Here is a 24,114-nt window from a genome sequence, read left to right on the forward strand (position 1 = left end):
GCCGAGCCCGAAGGCACCGGGGCCCCGCCGGCTTAGATCAGGCCCAATTCCCTGCGGGCGGCCTCTGCCACCAGGCGCATGACCTCGCGCAGGTCGCGCCCCGTCTCACGTGAGATCCGCCGGCAGTCCTCGTACTCAGGCGCCGCATCGACCGGCCTGCCGCCCAGCTCTTTGACTTTGACGCGCGCCCTTCCGAGCTCTGTCTGGACCTCGATGATGGTTCGCTGCGCGATCACCCGCTGCGCCACCGTCATGCGCACCCCCATGGTGGTGCTGTGCCGGAGCAGGTGATCGCTCAGGCGAGCGGCCAGCTCGGGGGGGGACATGACGGAAATCAGATGACCCGGCCGGCCCTTTTTCATCAGGGTAGGGGTGGTGCTCACATCGAGCGCGCCCGCGGCCATGAGGTCTTCACAGAGCGCCGCGATGAGGTTGGGCGCCATGTCGTCCAGGTTGGTCTCGATGAGGGTGACTCCGGTCTCGCGTTCGACTTCCTCACCGATCCACACCGCCAGCGCATTGCCTGGAGACTGGCGGGCGCCGATGCCGTAGCCGATCGCTTTGAGGGACATCGCCGGCCGCAGGAATATCGCCGAGGCGGCCAGGATGGCCGCGCCGGTCGGCGTCACCAGCTCCCGGCCGTCCTCGGCCGGCTCGAACACCGCACCCGTGCCCTCGAGCACACGCAGGCTCGCCGGCGCCGGCAGCGGCATCGCATCCTTGCGACCCCGAGGCGCCGGGAGCGGTGAGGCGAACACGCGGTTGACGCCGAGGCCGTGGAGGAGCCAGAAGGCGCCGACCACATCGACCAGCGTGTCGGCCCCGCCGAGCTCGTGAAGGTGAAGCTTCTCTTCGGCAAGGCCGTGGATGCGGGCTTCAGCGCGAGCCAGCCTGTCGACGGCGGCGAGCGCCGGCGTCTTGACCTGGTCGGGTAAATCCGCGTCTTCGACCGCGGCGCGCAGCGCCGGCACCGTCCGCTCGACTCGATCCGAGGTTTCGATCACGACCCGCGTGCCGCCGACGTGGCCGCGTTCCTCCCGCCGCACGTCGACGCTGACCTCGTCCCCGAGCCTGAGCGCCGCGACCGCGGCGTCGAGCAGGGCGCGATCCGCGCCCGAGTCGATGAGCGCGCCGAGCGTCATGTCGCCGGAGATGCCCGCAAAGCAGTCGAAGTACGCGATGGTCATCCGCGTGTCCTGCTGATGTGCACAGCGGCCGCATCGATCGGTTGCATGCTCGCCGGACGCTTGGCGATCCGCACCGAGACGGCGCCCACCCGCGGCAGGTCGAGCACACGATCCGCGATGCGGCCGGCCAGCGTTTCGAGGAGTTTGACGGATTCGCCCTCGACGACCTCTTTGGCGATGGCACGAACCCGGGTGTAGTCGACGGTGTCCTCGAGCCGGTCCGTGAGCCCTGGCTCGCTCAGGTCGCAGTCGACTTCGACATCGACCCTGAATTCCTGCGCCTGCTCGCGCTCAGCCGGACGCACGCCGTGCCGGCCCTGAAACGACATGCCCGCCAGGAGGATGCGGTCCACGGGTCAATTGTGCCCGCGGCCTAGACTGGGCGGCGTGACCAGCCCCAAGGTTGACGTCCGGCCTGCGGCCGAGCATGACCTCGGAGCGTTGAACGCCATCTACAACCACTACGCCGCCGAGACCCATTACACGTTCGACGTCGAGCCGATCCCCATGGACGCCCGCCGCGAGTGGTTCAGCCACTACGCCGGCACGGGCCGGTACCGCCTCCTGGTCGCCGATCTGGGGGGTCAGGTCGTCGGCTACGCATGCAGCGGCCGGTTCCGGCCCCGGCCCGGTTACGCGACGTCGGTGGAGACCAGCGTGTACCTGTCGCCCGAAGCCGTCGGCCGGGGCGCCGGGTCGCGGCTTTACGAGGAGCTGTTCAAGTCACTCGAAAATGAGGACGTGCACCGCGCGTACGCGGGAATCGCCCTGCCCAACCCCGCGTCGGTGGCGCTGCACGAGCGGTTCGGGTTCAAGCGCGTGGCGCACTTCACCGAGCAGGGGCGCAAGTTCGGACGGTTCTGGGACGTCGGCTGGTTCGAAAAACCCCTCGGCGCCGCGGTGGCAACCTAACCTCCACGAATACCTGCGCCCGCCGGCCCGATCAGGATCGGTCTGGTCCAGGGTGCTGCCCCGGGCCTGCCAGGTGCCCCTGCCCGAGTTACCTTGATGCGCCCTACCCAGATACTTGACCCTGAATATCCGAGCTGTTATATTCTAATTGGAATATATGCCCGAACCCCTCCCGGAGATATCGCCGCTGGCGCTTTCCATCCTCGAGCTGCTCGACGAACGGCCCATGCACCCCTATGAGCTGGCTTCCAAGATGCGCGAGCGCCATCACGACATGTTCATCCGCCTCAACTTCGGCACCCTGTATCACACAGTCGACGTGCTCGAGCGAAACAGCTGGATCGTGCCGGTGGAACATGAGAAGGAAGGACGCCGGCCCGAGCGCACCATCTACGAACTCACCGAATCAGGCCGGGCACAGCTGGTGCGGGTCCTGAGCGAGCTCCTGGCCCAGCCCAAGCGCGAATACCCGCACTTTGTCGCCGGGCTGATGTTCATGCATCACCTCGACGCGGGCCGGGCCGCGCACCTGCTCAGGGAGCGCACCGCCGCCGTCGAGGCGCACATCGAAAAGCTCGGCCGCGTCCTGAACGAGCTTCGAGCGCGCGGCCTGACGCGGCTCTCACTGATCGAGGTGGAACACAAGATCGCGATGCTCGAAGCAGAGCGCGATTGGGTGCGCAAGGTCGAGAACGAGATCACCGAAGGCACGCTGCCGTGGACGGTCGGAATCGATGCCGGCGATGAGGGGTTGAGGAGGGCACATGGCGCAGGCACGCACTAATCCGTGGCTGGTGCTGATGGTGCTCTGCATCGGGTTCTTCATGATCCTGCTGGACACCACCATCGTGAACGTGGCCATTCCGGCCATGAGCACAGGGCTCAACACGACCCTGGACCAGATCCTGTGGGTCCTGAACGCGTACATCCTGGTCTACGCCGTGTTGCTGATCACGGCCGGACGCCTCGGTGACCTCTTCGGGCAGCGCAACCTGTTTGCCGTCGGGCTCGCCATCTTCACCCTGGCTTCCGCCCTCTGCGGCCTGTCCCAGAACCCCCAAGAGCTCATCGCCGCGCGCGTCGTCCAGGGCGTCGGCGGAGCCCTACTGACGCCGCAAACGCTGGCCATCCTCACCACCCTCTTTCCGCCGGAGCGGCGCGGCGCCGCGTTCGGCATCTGGGGTGGCGTCGCCGGCCTCGCCACCGTCGCCGGGCCGACTCTCGGCGGGGCGATCGTGACCTACATCGATTGGCGCTGGATCTTCTTCGTCAACGTCCCGATCGGGATCCTCGCCCTGATCGCGACTTTCGCCATCATCCCGGACCTGCGCCCGGGCCGCCACCATGGATGGGACGTCGTCGGCGTGATCCTCGCGACGGCGGGACTGTTCGGGATCGTCTTCGGCCTGATCGAAGGCGAGAAGTACAACTGGGGCCAGATCGCACCCTACGGGGTGACCATCCCCGAAGTGATCATCGGCGGCATCCTGGTCATCGTCGCCTTCGTCATCTGGGAGCGGTTCCAGAAAGAACCGTTACTTCCCCTCTCGCTCTTCGAGGAGCGCAACTTCGCGGTGACCAACTGGATCGCGGCCGCGATCAGCTTCGGGATGATGAGCCTGTTCCTGCCCATCGTCATCTACCTGCAGTCCGTGCGCGACTTCTCGGCCTTCACGGCGGGGCTCACGCTGGCGCCGATGTCCTTGACCTCCATGCTGACCGCTCCAATCGCCGGTCGGATGTCAGACCGCATCGGCGGCAAATACATCCTGATGGCCGGCATCTCAGTGTTCGCTGTCGGGTTTGGAGCGCTGACCTACGTGGCCGGCCCAGACTCGACCTGGGCGACCTTTCTGGTGCCGGCGATCATCGCCGGCGCCGGCATGGGCATGACCTTTGCACCCATGACGACGGTCGCGATGCGGAGCATATCGCCCAGAATGGCGGGCGCGGCGTCGGGCGTGCTCAACACGACGCGCCAGCTTGGGGCTGCCATCGGCAGCGCCGTCGTCGGCGCCGAGCTGCAAAGCCAGCTGGCGACTAGCCTCCACAACGAGGCGGTCGCGCACGCCTCAGCTCTGCCCCCGAGCTTCCGGGATCAGTTCGTGGCCGCATTCAGCTCGGTCGCCGCCAACGGCTTCGAGATCGGCACCGGCCAGAATGGCGCCAAGCTACCGGCGGGGCTGCCCCCTTCGGTCGCGCATCAGGTCACCGCGCTCGCTCACGACGTTTTCGTGAGCGCTTTCATCGACGCGATGAAGCCCACCCTCGCGCTGCCGATCGCGTTCCTCGCTTTCACCGCGCTGACCACTTTGCTGATCAGGAGCAAGCAGCGGTCGACGCCACAGTCAGTTGAAGCCGTCGTGGACGAGGTTGCCGCCGCCGCGGGCTAGGCTTAGCGGTCGTGGGCGGACCCGCTTCCGGGAGGCTCGATCGAGACGGCGTCAGACTCCACTACCTCGAGTGGAGGCCTGAGGCCGACAGCGCACGCCGGCCGCCGGTGCTGCTGCTCCACGGTCTGAGCTCGAACGCCCATTACTGGGAGCGGATGGCGCAGCATCTGGACGGCCGCCACGTGGTCGCGCTGGACCAGCGAGGCCATGGCCTGACCGGCCGTGAGCCCCACTCTCCACGCTTCCCCGACGGCTACGCCATGGACGCGTTGCTGGAGGACGCGGCCCACGTCATCTCCGAGCTGGGCTTGCGCAAACCGGTGGTGGTCGGCCACTCGTGGGGCGCCACGGTCGCCCTGGAGCTGGTGGGCACACGGCCCGGCCTCGCCTCAGGGTTGGTGTTCATCGACGGTCCGGTGCAGAGTGCCGCCAACCTGTTCAGCTGGGAGGAGGCGCAACGCATCATGCAGCCACCGCTCCCGCGCTTTGCCTCGTTCGCCGACGCCGTCGCCGCATCGAGACAAGATTTTGCGGAGGCGTGGGGCGACGACCTCGAGTCGTTCGTGGCCGCCCGGATCGTGCCCGACGACGAGGCGCTGGTCCTGACGCTGACCGGGCCGGTGCGATTTGAGCTGCTGCGGGGTCTCTACAACTCGCAGCCCGACGTGCTGTGGCCGCGTGTCGAGGTGCCGGCCGCGGCGTTGCTCGCGTTGCGGAGCTTCGCGCGGGTCTCGAGGTCAAAGGAGGCTGGCGTGGCACGCCTGGCCGCCGTCGCTCCGGAGGTGGAGGTGCGATGGTTCGACACACCGCACGACATCCCGGTCTATCTGCCGGCCGAAGTCGCCGCCGAAGTCGAGCGAATCGCCGGCCTGGCGGCTACCGGCTCGGCGTCAGAGGCGGCCGCCGGATAACAGCTTCAAAACCGACAGCAGCACCGCCGCGCCGATGAACGCCACGACGATGCTCCCCCAAAAGCCCACCGTCCCGCTGACGTTGAAGATCGCCCCCAGCAGATAGCCACCGATGATGGCACCCGCCACCCCGACCACGACGTCGGCGATGCAGCCAAACCCGCGTCCGGCCACCACCCGAGCCGCAATCGCGCCCGAGATCAGGCCGACGACGATCCACGACAGCCACGAGCCCGGCTGGAGATCAAGGCTCGAAACCAGCCAGGCGCCGCTCGACGCGATCATGATCCCGCCAGCCAGGCGGCGATCAGGTCGAAGACCTGCTCGTGGCCGAGATCGTTGAACGGCTCATGGTAGCGACCCTCGAGGAGGTGCAGCCGGCTCATCGCCGCGGCTCTTTCGTGCAGTTCGCGGCTCCCCCGGGGATCGATCAGCGCGTCGGCGGTGCCGGCCAGGATCAGGAAGGGGACCTGGATCTCGCCGGCGCGGGTGAGGATGTCGCGGGCCGCGGCCTGCCACTCGTTGAAGGTCCGGCTTGAGATCCTGCTGTGGACCAGCGGATCGCGGCGGTACGCCTCGACCACCTCGGGAATCCGGGAGATCGTCCTCGGGTCGACTTCGTTGTCGAACGCCAGCTTCGGCGCCACCTTCGAGGCCACCCTACCGAGGCTGACCTTCCACCTCGGAGCCACGACATTCAGCTTGAGGGCCGGGCTCGAGACGATAAAACGCCGGGCCTTCGGCAGCTTGCCCGCGAGGGCGGCGCTCAGGATCACAGCGCCGCCGAACGAATGACCGACAGGCACGACCTCGCCGGCGGCAACCGTTTCCACCAGCCGGACGAACGCCGCCGCATCGTCGGTCCATTGCGACCATCCATCCACGTGGCCGCGCGGGCCGGGGCTGTTGCCGTGGCCGCGAAGATCGACGGCAAACGTGCCCATGCCGCGCCCGGCCATGGCCTGGGCGAAACGCTCGTACCGCCCCGCATGCTCACCGAGCCCGTGGACGACCGCGAACGTGACGGCGGCGCCTGGCTTGGGCCACGCTCGATACGCCAGCCTGGTGCCGTCGGCGGATTCGACGAAGCCGCCGGTGGCCGCCTTGGTCTCAGCCGCCAAGGTGGCCGAAGCCTCTCAGGATCTTGAGCGCCTCCTGTTCGGCCTCCATCAACGTCGGCGCGTAAGCGCGGAGGCCGTACAGGGCGTATGCCCACTCGGGGCTGGGCGGACCCTGGGAGTGGAGGCGGAACGTCGGCGGATAGAAAAGGATGCGCTCGCCCTCCACCTTCTTGATCACCGGCCGCTTCGCCAGCACGTCCTCGAGCGACTGCCCGCTGGGCAACCGGCCGGATTCGAACTCCAGCCGGCGCAGCTTGGCCAGAGGATGGTTCTCGTCTTCGATCGCGGCGCGGATGCCGTACTCGGCACTCAGGTCCCGCAGGAAGATCGTGATGATCAACGCGTCCGTCTCGTCAGCGGCCATCTTGACAAAGCCGGCGGCGCTCACATCGCCGTGGTCCTCGTCGCGCAGGTGCCTGAAGTACTCCATCTCGAACAGACCGCGCGAGCGCGAGCTTGCGATCCAGGGCGGGTCGCAGCGCCAGGTGCGGGCCCCGGCCAGCGCCTCGAACTGGGCGTGGACGCGCTCCAGCCGATGCTCTGGAAGGCTCCTTAAGCGGTAGTGGAGAACCCGCTGCAAGTTCGCAAATAAGCCTACGCGCCAGGGTGGGGGCCGCGCCGGTGCCCGCGCGAGCCGCATCGCCTCCTCCTGCCATGACGGCGCCTGGACCTGAACGGCCAGCCTTTCAGCACCCGCCGCGAGGAGGAATTCCCCACGACGAGCGGTTTCGAGAAACGCCCGTTGGTGGGAGCTAAGGTGAAATGTCTCCTGCAGCTTGGCGGCCTCGCCGGGACGCTGGGCGCCGAAGAACGCCAATGCCGGATTGGTCGCCACCACCGCGCCCTGATCCGAGCTGAGCAGGTCGCCCGGATTCTGGGTGGCGAAGACCAACGATCCGTCGTACTTCCGGATCCGCCGGGCGAGGCTGACCACGAACCGCCGGATGGTCGCATCCTCGAACAGGAGCCCGAGCTCGTCGACCACCAGCATCCGGCGATGGTCCTTGCGCTTGATGAGCGCCCACAGCGCTTCCGCGAGCAGGAAGTGGACGGGGGCGACCATCTCGTCGCGCAGCTCGCGCATGCCGAACACGACGATCGGGGCCTCGAGGTCGACATTGGTGGGTGCGCTGAACATCTGACCGAGGCTGCCGTGCACCCAGCGACCCAGGATCGTCGCCACTCGCGAACCCTGGGAAAGGACTTCGGCGACGTCCCGCAAAAGCGGCTGATCCACATTGCGGTAGGCCTCGCGCACCGCGCTTTCGACATGCGCGCGCTCCGGTTCGTCCAGGCCGCCACAGATGGTCGCGCAAAGATCGACGGCGTCAGCGGCGGCCGGCCCGAGCCACGACTCATCCCGTCGATCGGAATGCCGCAGCTCGAGCACGTTCAGCGCGTGACCTGAACCCAGCGCGAGCTCCACGTCGATGCCGCCGAGCTGCTCGGCCAGGCCGCCGTATTCATGTTCCGGGTCGATGACGTAGACCTGTGTCCCCCTGCCCAGCGCGCCCATCGCGATGGCCGACAGGAGATAGGTCTTGCCGGCGCCGGAATGTCCGAACACGCCGATGTTCGCGTTGGCGTAACGCCGCTGGTCGAAGGGATCGACGAGCACCGGCGCACCCGTGGCTCGGTTCCGGCCGATGACAAGGCCACCGGGCTGTTGAAGGTCGGCCTCCAACCAGGGAAAGAAGGTGACCAGTGCGCTGGTGTCGAGCACGCGCTTTCGCTCCAGCCGGTCGATGCACATTGGACGAGTGGCCAGGTAACCGTCGAACATCCTGAACGTGCACGGCCGGATGTGGCAGAGAATCCCGCGCGCGGCGGATTCCATCCTCTCCGCGCCCGCCCGCAAGTCATCTCTGGTGGGCGCGGTCAGGGTCAGGTAGACCGAGACGTGAAAGGCTTTGTCCTGGCTCGCGGTCAGGCGGCGCTGCAGGTCCTCCGCGTTCGGCATCGCGCCGGCCAGGTTCGGATCGGTCGCGCCGGCGTTCAGCTCCTGCAGGCGTGCCGCCCTCATGTTGATCAGCTGACGCTGCAGGTAATCGACGATCCACGCCACGGGCAGCGGCGTCGCGTGCCACGACAGGCTCACCTTCAGTCCCGGCGGCAGCAGACGAAACAGCCAGCCGGCCTCCAGCTCGGTGCCGGGGAGGCGTTCGACGTACCAGGTGGAACTGAAGCCACCCGAGTGCAGGAAACGGCCGGGTTGCTCTTTGCCAAATGCCGCCTCCCGCGCCGGCGGCGGCGAGGTGAAATCCACGCCCATCTCGCGCAGCGCGGACTCGACTCGCCCTGCCTGCCTGGTCGACGTGGTGAGCCTGGTGGTGAAGCGATGCGCGGACGGCGATCGCGCGATGTGATCGACAAACCATGCATCCGCCCCGCGCATGTCGTCGAAGTCGACCGGCCGCGGACTGCTTTCCAGCGGGTCGGCACCCGGCCCCGGCTCGACTTCGATCACGACCTGGAGCGGAGTATCCAGTCCATCGAGCAGCCGGCGAAACGAGTTGAGCCACCGCGAACGATCGGCCTCAACGGCGCCGGCAAAGCCGAGCGGCCCGGTTTGGATCACAGTCAGATCGTCGACGACTCGGTCCCACAGCACGCTCGGAGCTCGAGGCACGATTCGAGCCGCGCCGAGATTCAGCTCCCGGATCACATCACGCTGGCGCGGCGCTTGGCTCCGCGCTCGCGATGGGCTCATGTCCCATGGAGGCACGCACCGCTCGCGATGGGCGCCCCCAGGCGCGTTCAAGCCAGCCGAGGTTCCACCGGACGCGGTAGCTCCTGATGGAAAAGAGCGCGATGTCCGCGAGCCAATCGTCGGCCGCCCTACCCTGCCACCGTCCCCAAGCGACCGCAGCGCCGGCCCCGACCACGAGGCAACAAGCCATCGCTCGCACCGGTGATGGCGCCCAGCGGGAAGACCAGAGCGCAAATCCGGCCAGCAGCGCAACCACCATGTAGGCGAGTCGCGTGGGCGTCAGCCCGTAGAGCAGCTTATCCTCGAGATCGACGTCGAGGGGAACCCTGGCCGGCATGCCGGGCAGGGTACGGACCACACCGGCCAAGGAGAGCCCAGCCTGTTAACGGCGCCATCCCCTTAGAATCGACTGTCGGCTCTCTTCGCGCTCGCGTAGCTCAACTGGCAGAGCAGGGGACTCTTAATCCCAAGGTTCAGGGTTCGACTCCCTGCGCGAGCACCATCATCATTGTGCAAGTTCGGGTGACAGGTCTCAAAAGGCCTTCGGCTGATGCGGCACACAACTTCGGCTGATGTGTCGCAGTTACTTCGGTTGGTTTGTCACGCTCCCGCGCATGAGGGAGATGAGCGTGACTGAGCAGCGATACAAAGCGGTCCTGGCGGTAATTGGCGACGGTCGGACGGTGGGCGAGGTGGCCAGGGATTGGGGCATCTCTCGGCGGACCATGCACCGATGGCTGGCTCGCTATGAAGCCGAGGGCTTGGAGGGCCTGGGCAATCGGTCGCACCGGCCGGCGCATTGCCCGCACCAGATGCCCGCGGTGTGGGAAGCAAAGGTACTGGAGACACGCCGGGCCAAGCCGTACTGGGGTGCCCGACGGCTGGCGCTGGAGTTGACACGAAGGGGCGGGGCCGAACCGCCGCTGTCGGAGTCGGCGGTGTACCGCTGCCTGGTCCGGGCCGGGGTGATTTGACCCGGTGCAGCGCCGTTGGCGACGTGGGAACTGGAAGCGTTGGGAGCGAGGCGCACCCATGGAGCTCTGGCAGCTGGACACGGTCGGTGGCTTCTTACTCGCTGACGGGACCACGGCCAAGGCTCTGACCGGAGTCGACGACCACTCGAGGTACTGCGTCTCGGCCCGGCTCATGCTCCGGGAGCGCACGCAATCTGTCTGTGATGGATTTACGTCTGCGTTGCGAACCCACGGCATCCCAGCTCAGGTGCTGACCGATAACGGCAAGGTCTTTACCGGCCGCTTCGCCCAGCCTCCGGTCGAGGTTCTCTTTGACCGCATCTGCCGCGAGAACGGCGTCGACCACATCCTCACCCAACCCCGCTCACCGACCACCACAGGCAAGATCGAGCGCTTCCACAAGACGCTTCGAGTCGAGTTCGACACCAGACAGGTCTTCCGGACATTGAAGACGGCACAGGAGGCACTGGACGAATGGGTTAGCTACTACAACACGCAGCGTCCACATCAGTCGCTGGGCGACGCCACGCCAGAGAGCCGCTTCCATTCGGGCGGCGAGCAGCCGCAGCATCGGTTGACTCCGCGCCCCGAGCGCAACGGCGAGCAGTGGGTTTGCCGCAAGGTGGCCAGCAACGGAGTCGTCTCCGTCGGCTACCAGCAAGTGAGCGTCGGACGGAACTACAGCGGCAGCGCCTGCGACGTTCTGGTGACCGACAGCTTGCTGCAGTTCTGGGTGGGCAGCGAGTTGCTCAAGACGGTGGCTCGCACAAGCCAAGGCCCTGTCCGCAAACTGCACGCCGACGGCACGGCACCGCGGCGGAAGTAGATTCAGTGAGAGTGGGACAGATCAGGCGAAGTAGCTTCACGACAGATCAACCGAAGGTCGACAGGCCCACCATGGCTTCCGTAACGCGAACCGAGGTCGCGGGAAGACGGAAGGTCGGGATGATGCTGTCGCGGCTCTCGACCCGGACCTCGACGATCAACTCTTTGAGCAGCGCCTTGCGCTGACCCGGCGTGCCGTTGAGCATCGCGTCCCGGACCGCTTGTTCCGCGCTGCGCACGGCTTCCTGGGTTGGCACATCAACGGCGGTTGTGGAATCGCGCAACTCTGCGAGCTTCGCGCGAAGCTGAATCAAGCGACGCTCAAGCGCGTCGACTCGACTGCCGAACCGCGACTCGGATAGCCGGCCGTTCTCGAAGGCGCTGTAGTAGCGCTCGACAGCTGCTGAGTTGCGCGTGGCCATGTGAAAGTACCCATCCGTGGCCGGTCGAAGTCCCCACCCTCGACTGTCTGATTTAGCCACCGGGTGCGTCCCCCGGGCCGGGCAAAGTGGAGATGTCTCAATCCCACCAGCCCACCCGGAGGACCCACCTATTGAAGACGACGAGGGAGCATTTGAACATCATCGATGCGTTTCATGATCTGGGGAGCTACCGAGCGGCGGCGCGCTTGTGCGGTACGACGCACAAGACTGTGAGGAAGGTTGTCGAGCGGCACGAGGCAGGCGGCCCTTGGGCGCGGAGGCCGCGGCTGACGTCGAGGAACACCGACAAGGTGATGTCGGTCATCCGAGAGCGGGTGCGCACGACCGACGGCCGCATCTCCGCCAAACGATTACTTCCGGCGGCGCGCGCCGCTGGCTACAAGGGCTCCGCCCGCAATCTTCGTCGCGCGGTCGCCAAGGTCAAGGCGGAGTGGCGGCGGGAGCGACGAATCTATCGACCTTGGGTGCCGAGCCCGGGCCAGCACCTGGTCGTGGACTGGACCAAGATCGCGGTCGGCCTGCACATGTTCTGCGCCGTGTCCGCGTGGTCGCGATACCGCTTCGTGCGCTTCGCCAGCGACGAGACCAAGGAGACGACCCTGACCTTGATGGCGGAATGCTTTGAGGAACTGGGAGCGGTGCCGGCGGTCGTGCTCACCGACCGCATGGCCTGTCTCAAGAATGGGGTCGTCGCCAACGTCGTGGTGCCTCACCCCGACTACGTCCGCTTCGCCGCGCACTACGGTTTCCGGCCGGACTTCTGCGAAGCCCAAGACCCGGAATCGAAGGGCGTCGTCGAGAACCTGTGCGGGTATGCGCAACGCGATCTGGTCGTGCCCGCGGACAACTTCGGCGGCGACGTCGCGAGCGGCAATCGCCAAGCCAAGCTCTGGGGTCTCGAGGTGAACGACCGCGTCCACAGCGAGACGCAGGCGACTCCGGACGTGCGACTGGTGGAGGAGCGAGCGCTGATGCGACCGCTGCCGTCTCTGCGACCGGCGCTCTGTCGTGGCCAGCTGCGCAAGGTCGACCGCATGCAAACGATTCGCTTCGGCGCGGCCCGCTACTCGTTGCCGACCGCCTGGGTGGGCAAGCAGATCGAGGTCACCGTGCAGGACCACGAGGTGCTGCTCGCGTACGACGGAAACGAGATCGAAAGGCATCTGCTCATGGCGCCCGGTGAGGTCTCTATTAAGGATGAGCACTACCAGGGCAAGTCGAGGATGCCGGCACGGGCTATCCGCGTTCGGACCGGGACCGAGCGTGCGTTCATCGCGCTCGGACCTCCCGCCGAAGCCTTCCTGCGTGCAGCGGCGGCGGTCGGCACATCGCGACTGGCAGCCGAGCTCGCGGACATCGTGACCCTGGAGATGAGCTGGAGTCGTGAGCAGCTGCTGGCGGCGCTGGAGCGGGCGACTCGCTTCCGTCGCTTCAAGGCAGCTGACATTCGCTCCATCCTCGAGGCTGGTCCATCGGCTCCCAACCCGGTGCCCGCTGGCGACGCGCTGAAATTAGCGCTGCCGGAGGTTCCGGTCAGACCGCTGAGCGCCTACTCCCTGGAGGCGATTCGATGAGCACGACCGCGCTACCACTCGCACCGGACCTGGTCGCCGGTCTGCGCCGCCTCAAACTCTCGACCGTCCGGGCCATCGCACCGGACGTGTGCCAAACCGCCAAGACTCAGCGCTGGGCGCCGGACGAATTTCTGCGCACCCTCAACGAAGCGGAGATCTCGGCGCGCGATGAATCCAACTACCAGAACCGATTGAAGATGGCCGGCTTCCCAGTCACCAAGACCCTCGATGACTTCAAGCTCCAGATCTCGTCAGTCCCCAAGGCAACCTTCGACTACCTCGCCTCATTGGAATGGATCAGAGCCAAGGAGGACCTCATCCTTGTCGGTCCAGCGGGCACTGGCAAGTCGCATCTGCTTGTCGGTCTCGGTCACGCGGCCGTGCGTGCCGGCCTGCGCGTTCGTTTCTTCGTTGCCTCCGACCTCGTCGAGACGCTCTACCGCGGCCTCGCAGACAACTCGGTGGGCAAAGTCATCGATGGTCTGCTGCGCGCCGACCTGGTTCTCCTCGACGAGCTGGGCTTTGCACCACTTGACCTCACCGGCACCCAGCTCCTCTTCCGTTTCATCGCCGCCGCCTATGAGCGGCGTGCGCTTGGCATCGCCAGCCACTGGCCCTTCGACCAATGGGGACGTTTCCTTCCGGAGCCGACCACAGCCACCTCAATGATTGATCGCCTCCTCCACCACAGCGTCGTGGTGGTCACCGAGGGCGAGTCCTACAGGCTCCGCGAAGCCCGTTCAAGAGGAGGTGAGCGCCACAAGAAGTGAGCGCCGGGTGGGGACTTTCACCTGGCCAAAAGTGGGGACTTTGAGTTGGCCATTGACATGAGTACCTGCCTGGATCGTCGAGCCGGCCAGAGATGCTAAGCGGCTTTCAGGAAAAGGTGGCCGGCAAATGGATGCCGTATGTCGGTCGCGAGTTGACGACGAGCCCACAGTTCCGTGTCAAGGTTTCATCCGACAACTCGGTTCTAATCTGGGATGTTCGGCAGCCAACGTAAAGATCGCGCACTGCCCACGTTCAGGCCTAGACAATTAACCCGAGGGTGTCTGGCAAAGCCGCCGCCGATCCATCACCGCCCACCGTCCGAATGCCGGGTGCACCTAGACTGATCGGCCGAGCGGTCACTGCCGGTTGGTTCGCGTTACGGAAACTACGGCCCATGCGTTACGTCGGTCGCAGGGCGGCGGGCGGATATCGGTTCAGGTCTGCGCCAAGGCAAACGCCAGCACAGCCAGGACAACGGCAATTGCTACGCCGAGAACTGCGGCGACCAAGGTATATGTACCGACAGACATGCCGGCGATTCTGCGCCCAGAAGCAGCCACGCGCAGGAAGGGATAGAAGATCGCAGCGCTGGCTACTACGCCGAGCATCACCCCGCTTATGCCCAGAAGTACGCCGCGCTGACCGGCCCACTGCCTTACGGCGAACACCAGCCACCCGATTCCGGCAAGGACGGGGATATAGCTGAACCACAGCCAGCGGAGGGATCGCCGTATTGCGGCACTTCTCTCGGGATCCTCGCGAGCGCGTTCACCGTGGCCGCCGACCATCTTCCTGCGACGCTAGGTTAAGCCGATGGGGGCTGATCTCAATGTGGTTCGCATTACGGAAACTACGGCCCGCGCTCTGACAGTGTGCCGCGCTGAGATTAGTGGCTGACTTGGACGCCTGCGTGAAATGTGAACACTGCAATCATCACGACGACCGTGATCACGATCGCGATGCCGACTCCTAACACTCCCGCATTAACCGTGAGTTTGCTTACAGAGCCGGGGTAGCGCCGAGCTAGTTCGTCAGCCGGCGCCGTCTCCCAGCTGCCCTGCAGCGGGACGTTCAATTCGTGCCCAAGCGCGGCGACGTCAAAAGCCCGACTGACCCGGAGTAAGACCCGGTCGTCGCGATCCAGGAGCAGCGCCATTGGGATTGGGACCGAAGCGGATGTTTTGCTGCTGACCTGGACTATGCGATGGACAGCAGCGCGATCGCAACTCTTGCCGCCGAGGCCAGTCAACGTCACTACGTGGGGGCCGACAAGGATCCGGCTTGTCTTGTAGAAAGCGAACAGCAGGACGGGTACGCCAATCCCGAATAAAACGATCAGGATCGCGTCGGCTCCAATGGCCGCCCATCCGTGCCCGCGTATCGCTTTGCTCGCGTCAATGGCGGCTTTGACGAGAAGTCCAACCACGAACACGCCCACAAGCACCCAGGAGGTCCGCACCCTCCGGCGGCTCGGAAGCAGTACGAGGGTTTGGGAATCGCTCTCCGAGGCGGCTGGTCCAACAAATTGAGGTATTGGAGGCCCTGCCGCGCTTCGGGGCCCGATCAATGCCAGCTTCTTCAGACGCCGAAGGCTCCAGATGCCCGTGCTCAGCCCCGCTGCCCCGAATGCCGTTATCAGGCCGAACAGAAAGATGCCGGACGGGGTGCTCGATAGCTCGGAGGCAGGGTCATCGACGGTCGGGAACTCGTCGCCGTGAATGATGAGCAACCGCGCTTTGCCCTGCCAATATCGCACCGATACCTGATCGCTTGCGTGAACGCCGTCGCGGGCAAGGTCAATGTTGCTGACTGCGATGGCTTCAGTAGCGCGCGCCGTCCGGACGGTGATCGAGCCGCTAGTGCCGCTGCTGCTCGTCCCATAGTTAGCGTCCGTAACGGTGCCTGGCAGAGTCCGATAGCAAGAGGGGCTCTGTTGCTCGCACTCAGTCGCGGCCTGGTACTGCGATATGTCGCTCCGCGCTTGGAACCAGATGATCGTCAGGCCGAAAAGAAAGACCAGACCGACACCGATCGCGAGGACTCCGAACACGATTCGAGCCCACGCCCAGATCCGAACCATGGCGCCGAGATTCTATGTCTCGCCGGCGAAGTTCAGGTCCATCACGGCATGATTTCCAGTCTCGGAGACCTTCTTGAGAATTGAGTTGCCCGAAGGCTCCGAAGCTTCCTTATGAGCTGCAGCTTGCGTGTCGTAGGTGTCGGGTGTCGGGAGCACAGAGGCCAATCGGCCGAGCGGTCACTGTCGGTTGATTCGCGTTACGGAAACTACGGCCCCTTCAGCGCGGCCCCGCTGAGCAGAACAGCGACGAATGCGGCGACCGCCAGTAGCAACCCGACCAAGACGAACGGTATCCGCCACCGTACTTCCGTTTCGAGAAACCCGCGCGTTGTCCGACCCGCAGCGAATCTGGCTCGCCACAGGCGGTAACGGGCGAAGACCAGCGCCAGCGGTGCGGTCAGAAGGAGCGCACCGACGATGAGGAGTTGGAGCCAGAACGGCATGCCGGCCGATGGTACTCGCCGGTGTGCGAATTAGTTCAATGCAGGGCATTGGGTTCGACCGCGCCTCTTATAGTCCGCACGACAATGGGATATCCCCTGCCACTCTTCGTGTCGCGAACGCTGGCGAAACAACCTATTGCTCCCAGACGGGGTCCCTTTCCGGCTAGTCGTCCAGGCTGTATTTAGTGGAGTGGACTGCTCGATCTATGCGATCGGGTCGTTGGTATTGATCGGCTTTGGTTTGGCCGTTGCAGCACATGCCCTGCCGAGCGGCTCTAGATCCAGCGATGTACCCGGTGGTCTGGCGATCTTCGGGTTCGGATTGCTCTGTGGATTGCTCCCGTCTTTCAGGGTCTGGCAGGTGGCACGCGCACTTCGCGAAGGCGATGCCCATCTGGCTGACGTTCTCGAGGCGGAGGTCGGCACGGCCAGGATCTACGGAACTCCCTGGGGGGAGCCTATGGGCACGCGAACGCGTCCAATCGCTGCCACCGGTACCTACCGGCTGACCGATACGGGTGAGAACGGTCGGTACTACATGCAGCAATGGTGGGCGACAAGGCTGCAGCCGGGTGCTCGGATTTGGGTTCTCCGGCGTCTCGGCCGGGACGTCCTTTACGCTCCGGTGAACGACTAGGGTCGGTTGAGTGTGATCCTTCGACCTACGACCGTGATGCTTTGGTTCGCGTTACGGAAACTACCGCCCACACCAATTCGATGGGCTTTCCATAACGCGAACCGAAGGCACGTCTACAAGCTGCGATCGTTGCGGTCGCGTTTCTTATGCCTAGCGAACCAAGCCTCGAACCACTTGTGGTACAGCTCCCATGCGCGATGGAACTGCTGGGGATCAACCACCCACGCAACCGCGGCGGCGCGGCTCGGCGGCCGGGTTCTCCATTTGTCCAACGTGTCGAGAAAACGGGTGATGTGGCCACGTCGTACAGAGTTGATCTCCTTGAACAGCTTCTCCCCGGCCTCAGTCAGCGAGTAGCGATCCGGCGAACCGATCACAAGCCCGGCACCTACGAGCTGGCCTACGGCAGAACTGAACTCATCGACAGTCGGGATTGCGTGATTGTTCGAATCCGCTGCGGCGATGACCTTGTCCAACGGTGCTCCGCCGGTGCCGGCAGCGTCGCCTATCGAAAGGAAGATCCAGGCTTCGGCGCCGGTCCAGCCTCGCTCGTCTGATCCCATTTGCCTCTAGGGAGCTGGGTCCTCGCGAGCGCGATTACTATCGTCGCCGACCATCATCCCGGCGACACTAACACAAATGGATCGGGCGACCGCAGACTTCGATTTGGTTCGCGTTACGGAAACGACAGCCCCTGCCGTCTAGAATCGCAGCGCCGTGAACACGAGACAAGCCCCATTTTCATTGCTGTCGGTTCACCCCGCGGGTGGCGTGTCGTTAACGAGGCTATTGAATTCGAGCTCTGGCTGAGCAAGTACCTGATTGACGGCACAGCTCGAGTGCTGCATCGCGCTTTCAAGTTCACGAGTGGGGAGGCAGCCGCTTACAGCACGTTCTTGCGGGAGGTGACAAGCAGGGCAGGCGGCATTGTCGAGCCCAACGTTCGCGTTACCGAATGCGAGGACTGGGAGGACAGCCGGGTCCTGGAGCTGGCTCAGACAGTCGGGGCGTTTCTGATCGTGAGCTCGGATGATCACCTCTTTTCGATGTCGCCTTGGCGTGGCATTCCCGTCCAATCGCCCGAGGCGTTCGTATCACGGGTCGACGCCATGCGGCGCCGATCCCGGAAAGGCTCTTGACGACCGAGACTGATCGAGTCGCTCTGAACAGTGGTATAGAGATGGTCGAGGACCGCTTGCGCAGCGCGTGTGGCTGCACCCCGGACTCGGGCACCGGCGCACCCCGAAGGCCGGCTGCTTGACTTGGGCTCGGTGACCGCGGGCACGGCGCCGGTGCGGCTCTCGGCTCAAATCCTCAAGCCTTCCTTGGTGGCGGCCCTACTGCTGACGGCCGAGGCAGGTGCGCTAGATTCCGACTCCGGTCGTGGCGACGACGCGGAGGATCTCGTAGCACGCCTCACTGAGGTGCTGATCGATCACGTCGACTAGGGCTTCAGCGTCCCGCTGCTCAAATGCCTTCACGATCCGCTCGTGCTCCTTCTGTCCGTGGTCGCTGTTGCTGAGTGCGCGGACTTGGAAGTTCCGGACGATGTGAAGGTGGACGTTGTAGGTCCGATACGTCTCGAGGATGAGCGGATTCCCGCAGTTCTCCACGAATATCTCGTGAAGCCTGTAGTCGGAAGCCATCCAGTCGTCGATCTTGTCCTGTCGATAGTGGTTGCGGTCGATGCAATTGGCGAGGGCGGCAACGCACGCTTTCGCTTCATCGATCGCTGAGTCCGGCGCCAGCTCGACTGCGATCCGCGCAGCGTAGATCTCGATCATCCGCCGAAGGCCGAAGATTTGTTGGATGTCGTCATGTCCGAGTGGCCTGATCGTCGTCCCCGAGCGCGGCGCCACGAACAGAAGGCCCTCGCGTTCCAACTGCTCCACCGCCGCCGTGACGGGAGTGACACTTACGCCGAGACGCTGGCTCACCCACCGGATTGACAACCGCTCTCCGGCTGGCCATGCGCGCTTTGCGATCATGTCGCGGAGATAGTCGTACGCGCGCTTCGACTGGGGTTCCGTGCTATTCCTCGTTGCCATGATTGGTCCCAGTGGGCGGCTGAAATCGCAGTGAATTATACCTGGGATTGCAGCCTTCCGGGCCGGTGGATTGCGGTGGCTCCCGAGTGAGTCACGACGGTTACCCGGTTTACCAACGCCCCGAGGCCGTCAACTGAGATGGTGATCACATCGCCGGCGGCCGCCGAATATGGTGGAGGCGGGACGATCGGCGTTCCCGTGAGAAGCCAGGCGCCGACGGGCAGCCGATAGGCGGCGTGCAGAACACCGCACAGCTCAACCGGGTCCCTGACCATGTCAGATAGCGGCGCGACGCCGGCGAAGACCTCCGAGCCGTCGCGCTCGATGGTCATTTGGATACGGCGGGCAGGTAGCTCGCCGAGCTCCCATGCCAGGACCGCTGCAGGCCCGATCGAGCAGCTGCGGTCGTAAATCTTGGCCTGGGGAAGATAGAGCGGGTTGTCACCCTCGATCGAACGCGAGCTCATGTCGTTGCCGCAGCTGTAAGCGACTGCTTCGCCGCGGCTGTTGGTCAGGACCGCGAGCTCAGGTTCAGGGACGTCCCAGGTCGAGTCCGGTCGAATCCCAACCTCGCCGCCAGGCGGAATGACTCGCCACCCCGATGCCTTGAAGAACAGCTCCGGGCGGTCGGCCTGGTACACGCGTTCATAGACGTCGGCATCGGTCGACTCCTCCATCCTGGCCTGACGGCTTCGAAGATAGGTGACGCCGGCTCCCCACACCTCCTGTCCCTCGACCGGAGACAACAGACTGATATCCCCAACGACAATCTCGGGCCACCGGCGGCCGGATTCGATCTGCGCCCTCATGTCGGCGGCCGATCCGGTTAGGAGCTCGTCGAGTGTCAGCGGGGAGAGGTCGAAGAGCCGGCCCCCGCGCCAGAGGGCAAGGAGCCGACGATCGCGATCCGCGGCAAGAACCAGCGACGTACCGGCGGGAAGTGAGGTCGCCAGCGTCACCGACCGCCATCCACGTGGACGGTCTTCCATGGCTTGAAGAATTCACGCGCAACCTTGCCCTGCTCGTGGCTGCCGGTTGAGCTCTGCTCCATCCCGCCAAACGGTGCCTGGCCATCGCGCCATGCGATGAAGGAGCGGGCAACGGGGATGGTCGAATTCACCGAATCAGAGCTGTGCCCATATGTGGGCAAGTCTCAGCGCTCACCGGCTTCCTACAGGACCCCAACCGTCATGCGGTCGATCGCGTCCCAATCGAACTCGATGCCCAGCCCGGGTGTGGACGGTGGGTGGGCGAAGCCCTCGGAATCGATCACGAGGCCGGCCTTTAGCCCGCAGTCGAGTCCGGTGGTGGGGACCAGCAGCTCAAAGTAGGTGCAGTTCGCGATTGCGCTGCAGCAATGGAGGTTGACGATCTCCATAGCGTGGTAGATGCTCGTGTGGATCTCGCACTGCATCCCGAATGATTCAGCGAGGTGCGCTGTCTTCAGAACCGGGGTGACTCCACCCTTCCAAGAGACATCCGATCTCACGATGTCGACGACGTCGTTCGCGATGTAGTTCGCGATCGCATAGTGATTCCCCGCCAATACCTCGGTGCCGCAGATTGGAATGTCCAGCGCGGCCGCGAGCTTGCGCTGCGAATGGGCGTCCACATCGAAGACCGGCTCTTCAAGCCACAGGTATCCAAGGCGTTCGAGCTCGCGTCCGATCCGCAGGGCCTGGGGGTACGTGTACGCTGCGACCGGATCGGCCATCAGGGCGAATTCCGGACCGACCGCATCACGGCAGGCGCGGTAGATCTCGAGGTCACGTGCCGGGTCGCCGGGCGGGTGGATCTTGTACGCGTGCCATCCCTTGCTCTTGACCTCTGCGGCCTGCGCGGCGTACGCGTCGACGGACGGTAGGACGAAGGAACTGCCGTAGACAGGCACGCGCCTCCGATACTCGCCCAAGAGCCGATACAGAGGTAGCCCTGCTGCTTGGGCCGCAATGTCCCAAAGACAGATGTCAAAAGGGCTATATGCATAGGTCGGGACGAGGTTCCACCAACGGTCGTGCGACCGGAAGTCGTGCCAGTGGCGCTCGCGTGCCAACGCGTCCTTCCCGATGAAGAAAGGCTTGATTGACGCCGCTGCGACATGCCCGCCGGCTTCAGCGCCGCGTGCGCTGAAGCCGAATGAGTGGCCTTGGAGCCCACCCTGCGTGGTGATGGTGACGACGAGAAAATCCAGGGCGCGCTGCCTCACATGCGCGAGCGTGCCCGGGTCGACGTCGTGGTTACGGCACATCCTGATGTCGATGTCCGTGATGACGAAGTCCTTCTCGACCGCGCGCGTAGCGGAAGCGCTGACATGTTTAAGCACGTCGCGCCTGCTGCACGCCTTGGTTGCTGGACGGCGGCGCCTCGAGCCCCGAAGACGGGCTGGCGGCCACCGACGTGGGTCGGGCGGTCCCGCGGCGAACGTGCGAAGCAGCTCGGCCAGAGGCGGTGTAGATCGTTGCGGCAGTGATGATGACGGCACCCTGGATTAGCCCTTGGTAGTTGCTGCCGAGGTTCATCACGTTGAAGCCGTTGGCGAGCGTAAAAAGAATCGCCGTCCCCACGATCGACTTGATGACGCTTCCGAAACCACCGAACAGACTGGTCCCGCCGAGAATCGCTGCGGCGAGCACGGTCAGTTCCATGCCCGTCATCGCGTCGGGCGTCACAGCCCCGATCCGGGCGGCGTACATCGTTCCGGCGAACGCAGCCGCGACTCCGCTGAGGACGAGGGCGCCGATTCGATAGAGGTTGACGCGGATGCCCGACAACCGCGCCGCCTCGGAATTCCCGCCAACCGCATACAGCCGGCGCCCAACGATCGTGAAGCGGAGCACGAGCCACGCCGCGATCGTCACCGCGAACATGAAGTACACCTCGCGATCGAGCACAAGCGTGTATGGGTTGAAGATGCCGTAGACCACGAGCGCCGCGCCGATGAGCAGCCACACGCTGGCACGCAGGGCCGCCGGCCTGAGCTCACTCCTGTTGCGGAACACCGTCACCAGGCCGATGCCAAGCAGGACGATTCCGATCAACGGAAGCAGGTTGGGCGTTCGTTGATAGACATTCTCGACATTGGTCAGGGCTAGGCTGTTCGCAGAGACGGTTCGCGCATTCGTGAGCAGCAACAAGAGTCCGCGCACCGCGGTGAGGGTGCCGAGGGTGACAATGAACGCGTTGACTCGGACAACCTGCACCAAAACCCCGTTGAGGAGCCCGACCAGCAGCCCCACGGTTAAGGCCGCGGCCAGGGCGATGTATACCCCGTAGCGGTCAAGAAGCGCTAGCCCCACGGCACCCGACAGCGCCGCCACTGAGCCCACCGACAGGTCGAAGTTGCCGCTTATAAGGACGATCGTCGTAACGACCGCGAGGAGGCCGACGATCGCCATCTGGTCGAGGATGTTCGCCGCGTTGACGCCGCTGATGTAGTTGAGGCCCCCCTTCGCTGAAGTGAGGACGGTGAAGATGGCGACGATCAGGAGGAGGGCGTAGTAGACGCCCGCATTCTGAAAGGACAGCGCCTCGCGCCTGAGCCCGCTGAAGAGCGTTCTCATGCGGCGCTGCCATCCTCAAGGTCGATACCGCTGGCGGCCGCGAGCAGCTCCTCCTTGGTGACGTCGCATGCGCGGTACTCCCGGATGCACCTCCCCTCGCGAAGTACGAGCACGCGGTCACACACGGCGAGTAGCTCCTCGAATTCAGAGGAGACCATGACGACCGCCTGGCCCTCATCCGCGAGGCGGCGTATCAGGGCGAGGATGTCAGCTTTCGCCCCGACGTCAACGCCGACCGTCGGCTCGTCGAGCAGCAAGACCTTCTCGCGGCCTGACGTCCACTTGGCGAACGCGACCTTCTGGGCATTGCCACCACTCAGACTTGAGACCGGATCTTCCACCGAGTGCGCGACGATGCGGAGTTCGCGGATTGCGTCGATAGCCCGCTGCCGCTCGCGCCGCGTGTCGAGTACCCACGCACCGGCCGAAAAGGTTCCAAGTGATGGGAGCGTGACGTTCCGCCAGATTTCCCACTCGGGAATGAGGCCCTGCCTGATTCGATCTTCGGGGACCAGCGCGATTCCGGCGCGGACTCCCACGGTGGGGTTGGCCTCGACTGGCCGTCCGTCCACCGTCACGGCTCCCGAGCGCCGGCGGTCGTCGCCGAAGATCGCGTGCAGCAGCTCGGAGCGCCCCGACCCCAAGAGGCCGGCGACACCAACGATTTCGCCTGCAGCCACTGACATCGAGACATCGACAAGCCGTCCGGGGCTCGACAGGCCGCTGACGGTCAGCCTGGGGATCGGGTGGGGTGCGGTCGGCCGTATCGAGCCGGCGATTTCCTCGGCGAGAGCTCGACCGGCGATGGCTCTGATGAGTGTCTGCTCAGCGAAGGACGCTGTCGGGCCGGTTGCCACGGCGGCACCATCGCGCAGGACGGTCACCGTGCTGGTCAGCCGCAAGACCTCATCGAGGTAGTGGCTGATGTAGAGAAACGCGGTTGATTCGGCCCGGCTCAGGTGGCCGACAACCCGGAACACGACCTGCCGCTCCTCGTGCGAGAGGGACGCGGTCGGCTCGTCCATGATGATCAGGTCCGCTCCACGGGCCAGGGCTTGGAGGAGGGCCGTCATCTGCCGTAATCCGATCGGCAGATTCTGGACGAGCGCGTCAGGATCGATCTCGTAGCGGATCCGGTCGAGCAGGGCATTGAAGTCGCGGAGCCGCGAGCGGCGGTCATACCGCCAGCCGGCCCTCGAAAGGTAGACATTCTCGAGCACGGAGAGCGTTGGGACGAGCGGGATGTGCTGGTAGATGGCGGCGATGCCCGACGCTTTGGCGTCGGCAGGACCGGTCCAGGAGCACTGCCGGCCTTTCCAGAGGATCTCGCCGGCGGTTGGTGGTATGGCGCCGGTGAGAATCTTGATCAAGGTCGACTTACCGGCTCCGTTGGCTCCGACGAGCCCGTGAATCTCGCCGGCGTCGAGCGTCAGATCGACGCCACGCAGCGCCACCGTGCCATTCGGATAGACCTTTTCGACATCGATAAGTCGAAGCAACGGTGACGCTGCGCTCATCGGGAATT

General features: G+C 65.0%; 23 protein-coding genes, 1 tRNA gene and 1 pseudogene. 9 read left to right on the forward strand and 16 right to left on the reverse strand.

The features are described from left to right. Nucleotides 1-32: 32 nt before the first annotated feature. On the reverse strand, nucleotides 33-1,187 hold the full coding sequence (larC, locus tag EPN29_13035) for a nickel pincer cofactor biosynthesis protein LarC (GenBank protein ID TAN31574.1): 1,155 nt from the start codon (nucleotides 1,185-1,187) through the stop codon (nucleotides 33-35). Next, nucleotides 1,184-1,540 (reverse strand): dihydroneopterin aldolase, encoded by a 357-nt coding sequence (gene folB, locus EPN29_13040; GenBank protein ID TAN31575.1) that lies wholly within the window; start codon nucleotides 1,538-1,540, stop codon nucleotides 1,184-1,186. The genes larC and folB overlap by 4 nt, the downstream gene beginning before the upstream one ends. Between folB and EPN29_13045 the strand changes: the two genes are divergently transcribed. The 4 genes from EPN29_13045 (at nucleotide 1,530) to EPN29_13060 (ending at nucleotide 5,403) form a co-directional block, all read left to right on the forward strand. Then, nucleotides 1,530-2,099 (forward strand): N-acetyltransferase family protein, encoded by a 570-nt coding sequence (locus EPN29_13045; GenBank protein TAN31576.1) that lies wholly within the window; start codon nucleotides 1,530-1,532, stop codon nucleotides 2,097-2,099. The two genes, folB and EPN29_13045, sit on opposite strands and share 11 nt — an antisense overlap. A gap of 157 nt (nucleotides 2,100-2,256) precedes the next feature. Further along, entirely contained in the window at nucleotides 2,257-2,883 is a 627-nt protein-coding gene (locus tag EPN29_13050) for a PadR family transcriptional regulator (GenBank protein TAN31577.1), read from the forward strand. Next, nucleotides 2,864-4,492, forward strand: coding sequence for a DHA2 family efflux MFS transporter permease subunit (locus EPN29_13055; GenBank protein ID TAN31578.1), 1,629 nt, complete (start codon nucleotides 2,864-2,866; stop codon nucleotides 4,490-4,492). Before EPN29_13050 ends, EPN29_13055 begins: the two co-directional genes overlap by 20 nt. 11 nt (nucleotides 4,493-4,503) lie before the next feature. After that, entirely contained in the window at nucleotides 4,504-5,403 is a 900-nt protein-coding gene (locus EPN29_13060) for an alpha/beta hydrolase (GenBank protein ID TAN31579.1), read from the forward strand. On the opposite strand, the gene EPN29_13065 is transcribed toward EPN29_13060, so the two are convergent. From EPN29_13065 to EPN29_13080, 4 genes are read right to left on the reverse strand one after another with little or no spacing between them, the layout of a single operon-like run. Further along, a complete protein-coding gene (locus EPN29_13065) occupies nucleotides 5,383-5,688 on the reverse strand; it encodes a GlsB/YeaQ/YmgE family stress response membrane protein (protein ID TAN31580.1) in 306 nt (101 codons plus the stop codon). The genes EPN29_13060 and EPN29_13065 overlap by 21 nt on opposite strands. Continuing rightward, entirely contained in the window at nucleotides 5,685-6,524 is an 840-nt protein-coding gene (locus tag EPN29_13070) for an alpha/beta hydrolase (GenBank protein ID TAN31581.1), read from the reverse strand. The genes EPN29_13065 and EPN29_13070 overlap by 4 nt, the downstream gene beginning before the upstream one ends. After that, the gene (locus EPN29_13075) at nucleotides 6,514-9,234 is read right to left on the reverse strand and encodes a DUF87 domain-containing protein (protein ID TAN31582.1); all 2,721 of its coding nucleotides are present in this window, start codon (nucleotides 9,232-9,234) and stop codon (nucleotides 6,514-6,516) included. The genes EPN29_13070 and EPN29_13075 overlap by 11 nt, the downstream gene beginning before the upstream one ends. Next, nucleotides 9,191-9,592 carry a PrgI family protein gene (locus EPN29_13080; GenBank protein TAN31583.1) on the reverse strand — a complete coding sequence of 134 codons (402 nt, stop codon included), beginning with the start codon at nucleotides 9,590-9,592 and terminating at the stop codon, nucleotides 9,191-9,193. The genes EPN29_13075 and EPN29_13080 overlap by 44 nt, the downstream gene beginning before the upstream one ends. A 68-nt stretch (nucleotides 9,593-9,660) precedes the next feature. Here EPN29_13080 and EPN29_13085 point away from each other — a divergent pair. Further along, a tRNA-Lys gene (locus EPN29_13085) sits at nucleotides 9,661-9,736 on the forward strand. Between the two features lie 112 nt (nucleotides 9,737-9,848). Continuing rightward, nucleotides 9,849-11,034: pseudogene (locus EPN29_13090) on the forward strand (IS481 family transposase). A gap of 46 nt (nucleotides 11,035-11,080) precedes the next feature. Here the strand turns inward: EPN29_13090 and EPN29_13095 are convergent. Then, a complete protein-coding gene (locus EPN29_13095) occupies nucleotides 11,081-11,455 on the reverse strand; it encodes a hypothetical protein (protein TAN31584.1) in 375 nt (124 codons plus the stop codon). 131 nt (nucleotides 11,456-11,586) lie between these two features. Between EPN29_13095 and EPN29_13100 the strand changes: the two genes are divergently transcribed. Further along, entirely contained in the window at nucleotides 11,587-13,050 is a 1,464-nt protein-coding gene (locus EPN29_13100; protein TAN31585.1) for an IS21 family transposase, read from the forward strand. After that, entirely contained in the window at nucleotides 13,047-13,820 is a 774-nt protein-coding gene (locus EPN29_13105; protein ID TAN31586.1) for an ATP-binding protein, read from the forward strand. Before EPN29_13100 ends, EPN29_13105 begins: the two co-directional genes overlap by 4 nt. Nucleotides 13,821-14,255: 435 nt before the next feature. On the opposite strand, the gene EPN29_13110 is transcribed toward EPN29_13105, so the two are convergent. The 3 genes from EPN29_13110 to EPN29_13120 form a co-directional block, all read right to left on the reverse strand. Beyond that, the gene (locus tag EPN29_13110) at nucleotides 14,256-14,609 is read right to left on the reverse strand and encodes a hypothetical protein (GenBank protein TAN31587.1); all 354 of its coding nucleotides are present in this window, start codon (nucleotides 14,607-14,609) and stop codon (nucleotides 14,256-14,258) included. A 98-nt stretch (nucleotides 14,610-14,707) separates the two neighbouring features. Further along, on the reverse strand, nucleotides 14,708-15,901 hold the full coding sequence (locus EPN29_13115; protein ID TAN31588.1) for a hypothetical protein: 1,194 nt from the start codon (nucleotides 15,899-15,901) through the stop codon (nucleotides 14,708-14,710). 206 nt (nucleotides 15,902-16,107) lie between these two features. After that, nucleotides 16,108-16,344, reverse strand: coding sequence for a hypothetical protein (locus tag EPN29_13120; GenBank protein TAN31589.1), 237 nt, complete (start codon nucleotides 16,342-16,344; stop codon nucleotides 16,108-16,110). 190 nt (nucleotides 16,345-16,534) lie between these two features. Here EPN29_13120 and EPN29_13125 point away from each other — a divergent pair, with 190 nt between their 5' ends. Next, a complete protein-coding gene (locus tag EPN29_13125; GenBank protein TAN31590.1) occupies nucleotides 16,535-16,981 on the forward strand; it encodes a hypothetical protein in 447 nt (148 codons plus the stop codon). 113 nt (nucleotides 16,982-17,094) lie between these two features. On the opposite strand, the gene EPN29_13130 is transcribed toward EPN29_13125, so the two are convergent. The 6 genes from EPN29_13130 to EPN29_13155 form a co-directional block, all read right to left on the reverse strand. Next, complete coding sequence (locus tag EPN29_13130) at nucleotides 17,095-17,544, reverse strand: hypothetical protein (GenBank protein TAN31591.1); 450 nt, start codon at nucleotides 17,542-17,544, stop codon at nucleotides 17,095-17,097. A gap of 801 nt (nucleotides 17,545-18,345) precedes the next feature. Next, complete coding sequence (locus EPN29_13135) at nucleotides 18,346-19,029, reverse strand: GntR family transcriptional regulator (GenBank protein ID TAN31592.1); 684 nt, start codon at nucleotides 19,027-19,029, stop codon at nucleotides 18,346-18,348. A gap of 35 nt (nucleotides 19,030-19,064) precedes the next feature. Further along, nucleotides 19,065-20,018, reverse strand: a complete 954-nt coding sequence (locus EPN29_13140) for a hypothetical protein (protein ID TAN31593.1) — start codon at nucleotides 20,016-20,018, stop codon at nucleotides 19,065-19,067. Between the two features lie 182 nt (nucleotides 20,019-20,200). Continuing rightward, a complete protein-coding gene (locus EPN29_13145) occupies nucleotides 20,201-21,352 on the reverse strand; it encodes a mandelate racemase (protein ID TAN31594.1) in 1,152 nt (383 codons plus the stop codon). Then, nucleotides 21,345-22,589: an ABC transporter permease gene (locus EPN29_13150; GenBank protein ID TAN31595.1), complete on the reverse strand. Its 1,245-nt coding sequence runs from the start codon at nucleotides 22,587-22,589 to the stop codon at nucleotides 21,345-21,347. The genes EPN29_13145 and EPN29_13150 overlap by 8 nt, the downstream gene beginning before the upstream one ends. Beyond that, on the reverse strand, nucleotides 22,586-24,106 hold the full coding sequence (locus tag EPN29_13155; GenBank protein TAN31596.1) for a sugar ABC transporter ATP-binding protein: 1,521 nt from the start codon (nucleotides 24,104-24,106) through the stop codon (nucleotides 22,586-22,588). Before EPN29_13155 ends, EPN29_13150 begins: the two co-directional genes overlap by 4 nt. Between the last annotated feature and the right edge of the window lie 8 nt (nucleotides 24,107-24,114).

The sequence above is a fragment of the bacterium genome, from assembly GCA_004299235.1.
Classification (GTDB): Bacteria; Chloroflexota; Dormibacteria; order Dormibacterales; family Dormibacteraceae; genus SCQL01.

Excerpts from the sequence above, each read along its gene's own strand:
- larC (TAN31574.1), bottom strand. The coding sequence starts at position 1,187 with ATGACCATCGCGTACTTCGACTGCTTTGCGGGCATCTCCGGCGACATG.
- EPN29_13045 (TAN31576.1), top strand. The coding sequence starts at position 1,530 with ATGCGGTCCACGGGTCAATTGTGCCCGCGGCCTAGACTGGGCGGCGTG.
- EPN29_13050 (TAN31577.1), top strand. The coding sequence starts at position 2,257 with ATGCCCGAACCCCTCCCGGAGATATCGCCGCTGGCGCTTTCCATCCTC.
- EPN29_13055 (TAN31578.1), top strand. The coding sequence starts at position 2,864 with ATGGCGCAGGCACGCACTAATCCGTGGCTGGTGCTGATGGTGCTCTGC.
- EPN29_13065 (TAN31580.1), bottom strand. The coding sequence starts at position 5,688 with ATGATCGCGTCGAGCGGCGCCTGGCTGGTTTCGAGCCTTGATCTCCAG.
- EPN29_13075 (TAN31582.1), bottom strand. The coding sequence starts at position 9,234 with ATGAGCCCATCGCGAGCGCGGAGCCAAGCGCCGCGCCAGCGTGATGTG.
- EPN29_13095 (TAN31584.1), bottom strand. The coding sequence starts at position 11,455 with ATGGCCACGCGCAACTCAGCAGCTGTCGAGCGCTACTACAGCGCCTTC.
- EPN29_13105 (TAN31586.1), top strand. The coding sequence starts at position 13,047 with ATGAGCACGACCGCGCTACCACTCGCACCGGACCTGGTCGCCGGTCTG.
- EPN29_13110 (TAN31587.1), bottom strand. The coding sequence starts at position 14,609 with ATGGTCGGCGGCCACGGTGAACGCGCTCGCGAGGATCCCGAGAGAAGT.
- EPN29_13115 (TAN31588.1), bottom strand. The coding sequence starts at position 15,901 with ATGGTTCGGATCTGGGCGTGGGCTCGAATCGTGTTCGGAGTCCTCGCG.
- EPN29_13120 (TAN31589.1), bottom strand. The coding sequence starts at position 16,344 with ATGCCGTTCTGGCTCCAACTCCTCATCGTCGGTGCGCTCCTTCTGACC.
- EPN29_13130 (TAN31591.1), bottom strand. The coding sequence starts at position 17,544 with ATGGGATCAGACGAGCGAGGCTGGACCGGCGCCGAAGCCTGGATCTTC.
- EPN29_13135 (TAN31592.1), bottom strand. The coding sequence starts at position 19,029 with ATGGCAACGAGGAATAGCACGGAACCCCAGTCGAAGCGCGCGTACGAC.
- EPN29_13140 (TAN31593.1), bottom strand. The coding sequence starts at position 20,018 with ATGGAAGACCGTCCACGTGGATGGCGGTCGGTGACGCTGGCGACCTCA.
- EPN29_13150 (TAN31595.1), bottom strand. The coding sequence starts at position 22,589 with ATGAGAACGCTCTTCAGCGGGCTCAGGCGCGAGGCGCTGTCCTTTCAG.
- EPN29_13155 (TAN31596.1), bottom strand. The coding sequence starts at position 24,106 with ATGAGCGCAGCGTCACCGTTGCTTCGACTTATCGATGTCGAAAAGGTC.